Below are 11,977 nucleotides of genomic sequence, written 5' to 3' on the forward strand. Positions count from 1 at the left end.
TACCCCTCATCCTGAGGAGACTGCGAAGCGGTCGTCTCGAAGGATGAAGGCCCGGCTCTCGCATCTCGGCCTTGCATCCTTCGAGACGCGCGCGAAGAGCGCGCTCCTCAGGATGAGGGGAGAGATTGGAGTTAGTAGCAACAAGAAGGACAACCCGCGTGGGACAGGACATCAAGCTGACGGCCTCGGACAATTTCCAGCTCGGCGCTTATCGCGCTGATTCCGCCGGCACGCCGAAGGGCGCGGTGGTGGTGATCCAAGAGATCTTTGGGGTCAATCACCACATCCGCTCGGTCTGCGACCGCCTTGCCGGGGAAGGCTATGTCGCGATCGCGCCGTCGATCTTCGACCGGACGGCGCCGAACTTCCAGTCGGGCTATTCGCCCGACGAGATCGCGGAGGCGCGCAAGTTCGTGGCCAATCCGGACTGGGCGGCAATGCTGCACGACACGCAAGCTGCGATCGATGCGGTGAAGAGCATCGGGCCCGTCGGCATCATCGGCTTTTGCTTGGGCGGCAGCATCGCCTTCGTCGCGGCGACGCGATTGACCGGCCTGAAGGCCGCGATCGGCTATTACGGCGGCGCCGTCGTGCGCTTCGCCGACGAGACGCCGAAGGTGCCGACCCAGCTGCATTTCGGCGAGAAGGATGCCGGGATTCCGCTCGCCGACGTCGAGACCATCAAGTCGAAGCGGCCGGATGTGGAGGTCTTCATCTATCCAGGCGCCCAGCATGGTTTCCATTGCGACGAGCGCGCCAGCTACGACAAGGCCAGCGCCGACATCGCCTGGCCGCGCAGCATGGATTTTTTCGCGAAGCATTTGAAATAGAGCCCCGCCTCTCTCCACCGTCATTCCGGGATGCGCCGCGCAGGCCCGGAATCCATACTCCCGATCATGGTTATGGATTCTCTGGTGCGCAATTGCGCACCTTAGCTCGCGCTACGCGCGCCCCGGAATGACGAAAGAGAACGTCGAGCTGAAACTAAAACCAGCGCTCGCCGACGAACACGGTGTCTCCGGGCGCGAGCGGCGTGCCGAGCGGCACCACGGCGCGCATGGCGCCGCCGTTCTCGGTGTGCGTGACTGTGACCATGTCGCGCTTGGCGCGCGGCGAGAAGCCGCCGGCGATGGCGACCGCGCTCTCCACCGTCATGTTCGGCACGTAGGGATATTGGCCGGGCGCTAGGACCTCGCCGAGGATGAAGAACGGACGATAGGTCTCGATCTCGACCGCCACCGAAGGCTCGCGGATGTAGCCGTTGCGCAGGCGTGCGGCGATCTCGCCGGCCAGCCCTGCCGTGGTGCGGCCGCGGGCGGGCACCGCGCCGATCAGCGGCATGGTGATGGAGCCGCCGGCGTCGATCGCATAGCTGTTGGTGAGACCTTCCTGGCCGTAGACCACGACGCGGAGCTTGTCGCCGGCGTCGAGATGGTAGGAGGCGCCATTACGCACCGGCACCGCCATCGGCGCGGCGTAGCCGACCGGCATCGGCGCGGGCGAAGCGGTAAAGGAATTGCTGAGCGCGGCGATCGCGCCACCGCCGTTGTTGGCGACGACGACCGGCCGCGGCGCATTATAGGGCTGGCCATAGGCCATGGCATCGAGATCGGGACGAGGCTGCACCATCGCGACGGGAGTTGCGGTCTGCATGCAGCCGCCCAGGACGAGCGCGGCGGACGCTGCCAAGGACGCCAAGTTCGACCATCGAAACGCGCGTGCAACCGGCACCGGACCCATCCTCGAAACGAGACGGCTCCAGTGATGCACCGGTTATGGTTAATAAAGCGTTGAGTGTCTTACCCTCCCCGGGAGGGGGAGGGTCGGCTCATATGGAGCGCAGCGAAATATGAGAAGCCCCTCCAAGGGAGGGTAAGAGGCAGTGTCACGTAGCCGCCAGTTCCAGGCTCAATCCCGGGAATAGCCGATCAAAGGCTTGCGCGGGCGGAACAGGATCATCAGGAGGATGCCCAAAATGCCGAGGACGGCGAAGACCGGCTGCTCCAGCACCAGGCGGATCACCGAGGTCCAGAGCCAGGGCGCCTTGGCCTCGACCCAGGTGCGGAAGGCCGATTGGCTGGCCTGATTGATGTCGTTCCAGAACTGGCCGAAGCGGGTGAATTTGAGGCTCTGGTCGGCCACCCAGCGGGCGCCGTCATAGACCATGAAGATGAACCCGCCGGCGAGCAGCAACAGCCCTATCAGTCGGAAAAAGCCGCGGATCATGCCTCACCTACGATAGCCGTCCGAGCGGACGACCTTTTCGGAACGATGCCAGCCAATAGCCGGGCGACGGCAGAAATTCAACCTCTTCAGGGCGTTACGGCACTCATCCAGGCCGCCAAAGGCGCGTTTCCGGCGCCCGAAAGCGTTGACGGTGCGAAAGACCCTCTCTATAAGGGCGCCAACTGGCGGTGGGCGCAATCCCGCCGCCGCTGTTCTTTGAGCAGTTGCAGGCACCCTGGGCTTCAGGACTCATCCGAGCTTGAAGACACCTTGGAGCCTCAGAGACAGCCGCAAGGCGGTCGCTCATGTTCCGGGAACGGCCCAGCAACCGAACACCCTAAATCCGAGCGTCGATTCCGCGGTCAAGCAAGCCGGCGCTACCCGACCAAGACGCGACCGGTACCCGCAAAGGACATTGAGACCATGGCCAATACCACTTCCGCCAAGAAAGCGACGCGCAAGATCGCCCGCCGCACCGCCGTCAACAAGTCGCGCCGCACCCAGATGCGTGGCGCCGTGCGCAACGTCGAGGAAGCCATCAAGAGCGGCGACCGCGCCGCTGCCGTGAAGGCGCTCGCGACAGCCGAGCCCGCCTTGATGCGCGCCGCCCAGCGCAACATCATTCACAAGAACAACGCCAGCCGCAAAGTCTCGCGCCTCACCGCGCAGATCGCCAAGCTCGCGAAGTAAATCTTGCTAAGTCATCTTGGCGACATCGCCTGATCGGTCGATCCGGTCAGCGCGTCAAACAGCCCGGCCTCGCGCCGGGCTTTTTTATTGGCTGTCATATTGCGCAAGCAGTCAGGCGAGGCTCATGCGTCGCTTGGACGATCTACATCGCCTGCGTCAGTCTTCATTCCGTAATTCTACCGGCCGACGTTCTGCAACAGCCGAAACTTCACTGCGTTGCAAAAATCCCTGTGCCGCGGGGCTAAGATGAATTCGCGCGCGCAAGAGTTCTGCACACCGTAGATTCACCGGAACGCGTGTGCGTGTGGAGTTACCCTGCAAAACGAGTCTCGAAAAGCGATGACTCGATAATCACTTATCAACATAGCAGCGACAAGCATTTGGAAAATTCGCCCGCACGTCGGGCGCATGACGGATTTATAAAAAAATTTTGGCGCTGAACGAGAAATGTCACATGACACGCCACCTTCTCGATTCTGTGCACGGATTCAAAAACTTGCTTCTCAGCCTGTGCACAAGTCGTGCGCGCGTTAACCGAGGTCAAGTTTTTTGACGGCTCAACTGTGAATCAATTTCGTTGCGAGTCTTTCCGCTTAGTGTATTCCTTAACCCAGTCAGCGGCGCCCACGATCTTCAGACCAGCGCGGTTTAGGAAACGGGGCGAGCGTGCAAATCGGCGGCGATGTGCACGTAGGCGACGCTTCAACAAGTGATTGTCGGACGAACCCACAGCAATGTGGGAAGGGTAGCTCTTTGTCTGAATGTCTCCAAGCGGGATCTTATCCATCCCGTCGCGCCAAGGCGTACAAGAGAGACATCGCGAAGCTATCCCGGCACACAAGGTGGCGAAGTCGAGCGGACGACTAGTACATTTGGGCAGGCATCCGCGACAGGAGTACGGCGCGGTTGTCTTCAGGACACGCAGGACCTTGTCGTGAGCGATCACGGCAGGACGGGGAGGTATCATGTCTTACGGACTCAACGCGGTATTGCAGCACGTTTCCTTTTCCAACGATGCCGTTTCAGCTCCGTCGGATCTCCAGCCTCCCGCGCGTGACGGAGCGCCGAGTACGCGCTGACCTCGCGACTCCTCCATCTCTGACATCGCTGATCTGACCCGCGGCGTTCGCGCCGAACGGTCGAGCCATGCCCGACGATGGACTCGCTCGAGGTCGCGCCACTTCAGGGACCGTGGCAGGAACCCTGCATGGCGCTCACAAACGCAACTATATCTCTCAAGAGAAGTTTTCTGACGATGACAATGGAACAGGATCGCTGGTCACGCGTGAAGGGTCGGCTGCGCTCGAGCGTTGGCGAGGACGTCTACACCAGCTGGTTTGCACGCATGGATCTGGAAGGCGTGCAGGACGAGAGCGTGCGGCTCTCGGTGCCGACGCGGTTCCTGAAGAGCTGGATTCAGGCCCATTATGCCGAGCGCGTGCTGTCGTGCTGGCAGGCAGAGATGCCGGAAGTGCATCGCATCGACCTCACGGTGCGGTCCGCCGTGCGCCCCTCGGCGCAGCCGAAGGAAGCGCCCGCGCCGGTCGAGGCGCGCCGCGCGCCGACGCCGGAATTGCGGTCGACCGCGACCGCGCCGGTCTCGGCCAATCACGACGCGCTCGGCGGCTCGCCGCTCGATCCGCGCCTGACCTTCGCCAGCTTCGTCGTCGGCCGCTCCAACACGCTGGCCCATGCGGCCGCGCGCCAGGTCGCCGAAGGGCGTCGTGGCGATCCCGTGATGTTCAACCCGCTCTACATCCATGCCGGCGTCGGCCTCGGCAAGACGCATCTCTTGCAGGCCGTGACCTGGGCCGGCAATTCCGGCAACGAGCGCAAGGTGCTGTATCTCACGGCCGAAAAATTCATGTACGGCTTCGTCGCCGCGCTGAAGACGCAGACGGCGCTGGCCTTCAAGGAAGCGCTGCGCGGTATCGACGTGCTTGTCATCGACGATCTCCAGTTCTTGCAGGGCAAGTCGACCCAGGCCGAGTTCTGCCACACGCTGAACGCGCTGATTGACGCCGGCCGCCAGGTCGTGATCGCGGCCGACCGTCCGCCGTCGGATCTGGAAAGCCTCGACGATCGCGTCCGCTCGCGGCTCGCCGGCGGCCTCGTGGTCGAGATGGGATCGCTCGGCGAGGAGCTGCGCCACGGCATCCTGAAGTCGCGCGTCGCGGCGGCCCGCGCCCATCACGCCACGTTCGAGGTGCCCGAGGAGGTGCTGCATTATCTGGCGCGCACCATCACCCATAACGGCCGCGACCTCGAAGGCGCGATCAACCGGCTGCTGGCGCATTCCAAGCTCAACAACCGGCCGGTGACGCTGGAGATGGCCGAGCACGAGGTGCGCGACCTGGTGCGGCCGCAGGAGCCGAAGCGGATCAAGATCGAGGACATCCAGCGCGTGGTGGCACGGCAGTATAATGTCAGCCGCTCCGACCTCTTGTCCTCGCGCCGCACCGCCAATGTGGTTCGCCCGCGCCAGGTGGCGATGTATCTCGCCAAGACGCTGACGCTGCGCTCGCTGCCCGAGATCGGCCGCCGCTTCGGCGGACGCGACCACACCACCGTGCTGCACGCGGTGCGAAAGATCGAGGCGCTGGTCTCCAAGGACACCGCGCTGTCGGAGGAAGTGGAGTCGCTGAAGCGCCAGCTTCAGGAATAAAGGCCTATTTCTTCTTTCACCTCTCCCCGCTTGCGGGGAGAGGTCGGATCGCTCTTGCGATCCGGGTGAGGGGGTACCGATCCAACGGCAGGCTCGCCCGCGGAGAGAAGCCCCTCACCCCCTCTCCCGTAAAAACGGGGCGAGGGAGCGCACCTACACCTGGGCGGCGGTCTGCGTTTTGGGGCGGTAAATCGTGGGGGAACTGGCCCCAATCCCTTGAATCTGCGGGCCATCCGCGCCACCTTGCGCGACCCAGACGGCTTTGGTCATATCGGCAGGAATGATCCGGCCTTGCGGGGTCTTCGGTGCCGTGGCGCGCGTCCCGCCGCCCGGCCTTCTCAACGCTGTGTTTTCCTAAGGGATCGGGCGAGTAGTGCAATGAAGGTTACGGTCGAACGCGCGCAACTCCTGAAATCGCTGGGCCATGTCCACCGCGTGGTCGAGCGCCGCAACACGATCCCGATCCTCGGCAACGTGCTGGTGCGCGCCGAGAACGCGAAATTGTCGCTGAAGGCGACCGACCTCGACCTCGAAGTGACCGAGACGCTGCCGGCGGAAACCGCGACCGCGGGCTCCACCACCGTGCCGGCGCACATGTTCTACGACATCGTGCGCAAGCTGCCGGACGGCTCGCAGATCGTGCTGGAGGCCGACGGCGACCGCGCGGTGCTCGCGATCCGCGCCGGCCGCTCGCGCTTCACGCTGCAGACGCTGCCGGAGAACGATTTCCCGGATCTGGCCGCCGGCGACATGTCGCATTCGTTCTCGCTCGCCGCCAAGGACGTCAAGCGGCTGATCGACCGCACCCAGTTCGCGATCTCCACCGAAGAGACGCGCTATTACCTCAACGGCATCTATCTGCATGCCGCCGGCACGCCAAAGGCCGCCACCCTGCGCGGCGTCGCCACCGACGGCCACCGCCTCGCCCAGCTCGACCTCGTCCAGCCCAAGGGGGCCGAGGGCATGCCCGGCGTGATCGTGCCGCGCAAGACGGTCGGCGAGGTGCAGCGCCTGATCGAGGACACCGAGGCCGAGATGACGATCGAGCTGTCGCAGGCCAAGATCCGCTTCACCATCGGCAACGTCGTGCTGACCTCGAAGCTGATCGACGGCACCTTCCCCGATTACGGCCGCGTCATTCCGCAGAACAACGACAAGGAGCTCGTGGTCGACAAGAAGGATTTCGAGAACGCGGTCGACCGCGTCTCCACCATCTCCAGCGAACGCGGCCGCGCGGTCAAATTGTCGCTGTCGGCGGGCAAGCTGGTGCTGTCGGTGACCAATCCGGATTCCGGCAGCGCGACCGAAGAGCTCGAGGTCGAATACGCCTCCGACGCGCTCGATATCGGCTTTAACTCCCGCTATCTGCTCGACATCGCCGCCCAGATCGAAGGCGACGTCGCCACGCTCCGCCTCGCCGACCCCGGCTCGCCGACCTTGGTGCAGGACCGCGACGACAAGAGCGCGCTGTACGTGCTGATGCCGATGCGGGTGTGAGGTTGCTTTTCCCTTTCGTCATGGCCGGGCTTGACCCGGCCATCCATCGAACAAGATGACCTATTGGGTGTACATCCTCGCCAGCAAGCCCGGTGGGACACTCTACATCGGCGTCACGAACAACCTCGTCAGGCGCGTCTACGAACATCGCGAAGGCCTGGCGGACGGCTTCACCAAGCGTTACGGCGTGAAGACCCTGGTCTATTTCGAGGCACATGACACGATCGCCGCTGCCCTTCAGCGCGAAAAGAACATGAAGCACTGGTCACGCGAGTGGAAGATCGACCTGATCGTGAAAAGCAATGCCGCGTGGCAAGACCTATATGATGAAATAGCCCGCTGACGCGGGCGATGGATTGCCGGGTCAAGCCCGGCAATGACAGAGTGATATGACCCCCTCCCGCATTCATCGGCTGACGCTGACGCATTTTCGCAATTACCGGGCGGCGGGGCTCGAGACGGCGGCTGATTTGGTGGCGCTGGTCGGGCCGAACGGGGCGGGCAAGACCAATTGCATCGAGGCGATCTCATTCCTGTCGCCGGGCCGCGGCCTGCGCCGGGCGACGCTGGAGGATGTCGCCGACAACCAGGGCGACGGCTCCTGGGCGGTGTCGGCGCAGGTCGAGGGCGCGCTGGGGCTCGCCACGCTCGGCACCGGCATCGATACGCCGCGCGCGGATACCACCGTCAGCCGGCGCTGCCGCATCGACCGCGAGCCGGTGGGCTCGGCCAGCGCCTTCGGCGATCACATCCGCATGGTGTGGCTGACGCCGGCGATGGACGGGCTGTTCATGGGCGCAGCGTCCGAACGGCGGCGCTTCTTCGACCGCCTGGTGCTCGCCATCGACAGCGAGCATTCCAGCCGCATCAACGCGCTCGAGCGCTCCTTGCGCTCGCGCAACCGCCTGCTGGAGACGCGCAACTACGACGACCATTGGTGCGACGCGATCGAGCGCGAGACGGCCGAGCTCGCCGTTGCGGTGGCGGCCACGCGCGGCCAGACCGCGGCAAGGCTCACCGGCATGCTCAACGCGCGCGCGCAGGCCTCCGCATTTCCGTCCGCTCAAATCGCGCTCGACGGCTGGATGGAGAATGCGCTGCTCGAGGAGACCGCGACCTCGGTCGAGGACCGCTACCGCCAGATCCTGCGCGACAACCGTCCGCGCGATGCGATCGCCGGCCGCACCACCGACGGCCCGCATCTCACCGACCTCCAGGTGATCTACGCGCCGAAGAGCATGCCGGCGCGCGATGCCTCCACCGGCGAGCAGAAGGCGCTGCTGATCGGCCTCGTGCTGGCGCATGCGAGCCTGGTCGCCGAGATGACCGGCATCGTGCCGCTGCTGCTGCTCGACGAGGTGGTTGCGCATCTCGACCCGAACCGCCGGGCGGCGCTGTTCGATGAGCTGAAGAAGCTCGGCGCGCAGGTGTGGCTGACCGGTGCGGATCCTGCTGCCTTCGCCGAGATCGGCGCGGGGAGCGAAGTGTTTGACGTCGAGAGCGGACGAGTCTCGGCCCGCCGCTAGGCCGCCGCATTGAACCCGCCTGTTTCAGATCGCGACTAGCTGCTTGAGGCAGCAAGAAGCGGCCATCGCGCAGCACTCGGACATGCGCGATATCCTTGGAGCATGAGCATGACGGCGGTGAGGCATGGGGCGCAAGCCCCGGCACGATGGCAGTTGTTTGCGTGCGGCTTCGCCCTGCTTGCGATGTGCATGCTCGCGGCCAGCGCCGGTGCCTCGCTGCCGCATCTGTTTCCGACGACGCTCACGCTGGATTCCGATGCCAAGCTGCCCGCACCGACCCGCTACACTTACAGAGGGATCCACACCACGCTGATGCAAGGCGTCGACGCGCCGCTCCGCGTCAGGCTGGAGGCCACCGTGCCCGCGGGGCTCAGCGACGTGCTCGCCTTCTACCGGACCGAGCTTCGCAAGCTCGGCTGGCAAGAGCAGCATGATGGCGCAGTGGTCAACGCCGATCACGTCCGGCTCGCCTTCGTCTCGCCGCTGGGGCCGGCCGCGCTGAAGCTCGACCGCAAGGATTCCGGCACCTCGGTTCATCTGGTGCAGAAGAACGCGGACATGGCGACCAGAGCGAACGTGCTGCCCGAGCCCGGCCAGGCGAAGCTGGTGTTCAGCAATATCGGCGACAAGGAAGCGGTCCTCACCATCAACGAGCGGACCATCCCGCGCCCGGCCGGCGCCAACGCCGTCGCGCTGGACCTTAAGCCGGGCGAATATTCGTACAGGCTGGGCGTCCCGGGCCAATCCGCCACCACGCACATCCTCACCGTCGCCGCCGGCGACACCTGGGAGCTCACGGTCGGGCGCGACGGTGACGCCTGGCCGCCGCTCCAGCTGTACTGAGCCTGTTGAACCTCTCCGGTTCCCGGCGCGACTTCTCGTCTGAGGCCGCGCCGACGGCGCCGCAGCCCGCCAATGCGCAAGGGCATGACGACCCGCGCGACATCCAGGAGTTTTTTGACGATGCCGATGATCCGGCGCGGGGCGCAAGTCCCAGCAAGATGGCTGCTGCTTGCCTGCGGCATTCTCGCGGTGGTGATCCCCTCGCGTCCCGCCGGCGCGGCAGACGACGGCATCGTCGACGTCCATACGCTGCCGCGGCTCGACGGCGCGGTGGAGGACACTTCGCGTCCCGACACCTATCGCGTGATCTACACCGTGCCGAGCCCGCTTGCCGCCACGTCGGACGCCACCAGGAAGCTGCTGAGCGCCGACGGCTGGGTGCCCTATGTGTATCCGCTGGATGAGAAAAGCGCAGCGTTGACCTTCAAGAAGGGACGGCAGGGGCTGCGCGTTTCCTTCACCCAGGCGCGCGGGCGACCCGACCAGTCCGCCGTGTTCTACACGCCGAACCGCATCTATGCGAACGTGCCCTTTCCGGAAGGCGCGATCGATCTCGTGTTCGACGAGACCCGGCCCTATCTCAGCTGCATTGCGCCCGGCGCGCTCGATGCGACCGCAGCATTCTTTACCAAGGACATGGCGGCGATGGGATGGCACAAGCTTAACCCCGATACGGCATCGCGCTGGCCGAACGCCGATCTTGGCGGGGCCGTTCCGAACGGCGTTCGCGTCTTCTACGACCACCCCGATCGCGACGGGACGCACGTCTACCAGAAGCCGGTGATGCTGACCCTGACGCGCCGCGACGATGGCCGCACCAATGTCGAGATCCGGGTCGCGCCGTTCGCGCTGCCGGAGGTGCTAGAGGCCGACGACGACATGGCCGGCCTGCCGCGGCCGAAGCCAACCAAATCTGCGCGGGGCCTCGGCAGCGCCAGCTCGAACAAACGCGAGATCTCGGCCGCCGCGATCGCCGAGCTGCCCGCCGTGCGCGCCTTCTATCAGCGCGAGCTCGCCGCGCGCGGCTGGCAGGAGGATGGCAGCGCGCCGCTCGCGCCCGGCGACGAGGTGGCGATCAAGATCTCCAACACTGATGAAACCGGCGTGCTGCGGCTCGGCCGCAAGTATGATTTCACCATGGTCAGCCTGACCGCGCAGGTGAAGGAATCCGCGCTCGCCGCCCGCGCCAAGGCGAAGAAGGAGGCCGACGCGAGGTTCCTGAGCGATGCCTTGGGTACGGCTCAGCAGCTCATTGCGGCCGATGATATCAGGCGCAAGACGCAGGCCGCCTCCCTGTCGGACGCCCCGCTCAATGCGCTCGCTGACAGCAAGACGCCGGTGCCGCTGCCCGAAAACGCCGAAGCCGTGACATTCGAAGGCGGCGACGGCCACCTGGAATTCTCCTCGGCGTCGAGCGTGAAGGCGCTCAGCAGCTTCTATCGGACCGCGCTGAAGAGCTCGGGCTGGAAGGAGCAGCCCTCCGTCATCAACCAGCCGAACATGGCGGTGATGGCGTTCTCGAAGGGTGGCAAGTCGATCTCGATGACCGTGATGCAGATGGGCCCGAAGGTGAATGTCCGCGCCGACGGATCGGGCCTGGTGACCGAAGCGGCCAAGCCTGCGGCCGGCGCGGAGGTGGAGGTTCAGGCCAAATCCGCCGAGCCGCTCAAGCCCGATCCTGAGTCCCCGCTGCCGGTGCCGACGCAGCGTTCGTCGAAATCGCTCGCCACCACCAAGATACCCGGAGGCGAAGCGCCGCTCCGCCGCGAGCTCGAGGCCCGCATCCCCGCTTCGCTCGACGAGGTCCTCGCCTTCTACCGGGCCGAGCTTGCAAAGCTGGGCTGGCAGGAGAAGACCGACGGCGCAGCCGCGTCCGCAGAACGCGCGCAGATCGAATTCACCTCGCCGCAAGGTCCCGCCGTGCTCAAGCTCGGCCGCGCCAAGGGCGAGACCACGGTCAGCCTGGCGCAGAAGAATGCCGATGCCGCGGCCAAGGCCGAGATCATGCCGAAGGCGGGACAAGCGCGGCTCATGCTCGGAAACATGGCAGCGAACGAGGCCGCGCTGACGATCAACAAGCAGACGGTGAAGATCGCAGCCGGCGCCGGCGGCCCGCAATCACCGAAAGGCCCGATGCTCGACCTGCCGCCCGGCAAATACGTGTACGCGTTGCGCCTGCCCGGCCGCCCTGCGCGTAGCGAGTCCCTGACCGTTGACGCCGGCGAGGCCTGGGGCCTTCTGGTGGGCCCGAGCGGCGACGTGCTGCCGCTGCAGATGTATTGAGGCTGCACGCTTTCAGATTCGCGGTGTCGCCATGGCCGGGCATGACGGCGACCGATGAATCAGTTTCAGGTGCCCAAAACCACTCTTCCTGCCCCCCGCAAAATCCACGGCTTTTCGAGGCAAAAAACTGCCCTCGAATCGGGCTTTTTGCGGCGCCCAGAATCGGCCCTCCTGCGCCTTGAAAACCGGCCAAAAAACCCTATCTGCTCAATAGGTTGCCGGGAGATACTTTACGCTAGGCGCAAGC

10 protein-coding genes are annotated in these 11,977 nt (G+C 65.1%); 8 read left to right on the plus strand and 2 right to left on the minus strand.

Features of this window, described 5'->3' with window-relative positions:
- Positions 1–158: 158 nt before the first annotated feature.
- Positions 159–830 (plus strand): dienelactone hydrolase family protein, encoded by a 672-nt coding sequence (locus P0R31_RS31715; protein ID WP_275518507.1) that lies wholly within the window; start codon positions 159–161, stop codon positions 828–830.
- Positions 831–984: 154 nt separating this feature from the next.
- Here the strand turns inward: P0R31_RS31715 and P0R31_RS31720 are convergent, their stop codons facing one another.
- Both P0R31_RS31720 and P0R31_RS31725 read right to left on the minus strand, forming a co-directional pair.
- Positions 985–1,731 carry a polysaccharide biosynthesis/export family protein gene (locus tag P0R31_RS31720; protein WP_275518510.1) on the minus strand — a complete coding sequence of 249 codons (747 nt, stop codon included), beginning with the start codon at positions 1,729–1,731 and terminating at the stop codon, positions 985–987.
- A 177-nt stretch (positions 1,732–1,908) separates the two neighbouring features.
- Positions 1,909–2,226 (minus strand): hypothetical protein, encoded by a 318-nt coding sequence (locus P0R31_RS31725; protein WP_100236171.1) that lies wholly within the window; start codon positions 2,224–2,226, stop codon positions 1,909–1,911.
- 423 nt (positions 2,227–2,649) lie between these two features.
- On the opposite strand from P0R31_RS31725, the gene rpsT reads away from it, so the two are divergent.
- From rpsT to P0R31_RS31760, 7 genes are all read left to right on the plus strand, one after another.
- Positions 2,650–2,916 carry a 30S ribosomal protein S20 gene (gene rpsT, locus P0R31_RS31730; RefSeq protein ID WP_157284863.1) on the plus strand — a complete coding sequence of 89 codons (267 nt, stop codon included), beginning with the start codon at positions 2,650–2,652 and terminating at the stop codon, positions 2,914–2,916.
- Positions 2,917–4,171: 1,255 nt separating this feature from the next.
- A complete protein-coding gene (gene dnaA / locus P0R31_RS31735) occupies positions 4,172–5,581 on the plus strand; it encodes a chromosomal replication initiator protein DnaA (protein ID WP_036002610.1) in 1,410 nt (469 codons plus the stop codon).
- A 378-nt stretch (positions 5,582–5,959) separates the two neighbouring features.
- Positions 5,960–7,078, plus strand: coding sequence for a DNA polymerase III subunit beta (gene dnaN / locus P0R31_RS31740; protein ID WP_036002613.1), 1,119 nt, complete (start codon positions 5,960–5,962; stop codon positions 7,076–7,078).
- Between the two features lie 55 nt (positions 7,079–7,133).
- Entirely contained in the window at positions 7,134–7,421 is a 288-nt protein-coding gene (locus P0R31_RS31745) for a GIY-YIG nuclease family protein (protein WP_275518514.1), read from the plus strand.
- Positions 7,422–7,467: 46 nt separating this feature from the next.
- The gene (gene recF, locus P0R31_RS31750; protein ID WP_275518515.1) at positions 7,468–8,604 is read left to right on the plus strand and encodes a DNA replication/repair protein RecF; all 1,137 of its coding nucleotides are present in this window, start codon (positions 7,468–7,470) and stop codon (positions 8,602–8,604) included.
- 108 nt (positions 8,605–8,712) lie between these two features.
- Positions 8,713–9,447: a hypothetical protein gene (locus P0R31_RS31755; protein ID WP_275518517.1), complete on the plus strand. Its 735-nt coding sequence runs from the start codon at positions 8,713–8,715 to the stop codon at positions 9,445–9,447.
- Between the two features lie 120 nt (positions 9,448–9,567).
- Complete coding sequence (locus tag P0R31_RS31760) at positions 9,568–11,730, plus strand: hypothetical protein (RefSeq protein ID WP_275518519.1); 2,163 nt, start codon at positions 9,568–9,570, stop codon at positions 11,728–11,730.
- Positions 11,731–11,977: the final 247 nt, after the last annotated feature.

Origin of the sequence: Bradyrhizobium yuanmingense (genome assembly GCF_029167105.1) — a bacterium.
In the GTDB taxonomy this organism is placed as follows: Bacteria; Pseudomonadota; Alphaproteobacteria; order Rhizobiales; family Xanthobacteraceae; genus Bradyrhizobium; species Bradyrhizobium yuanmingense_A.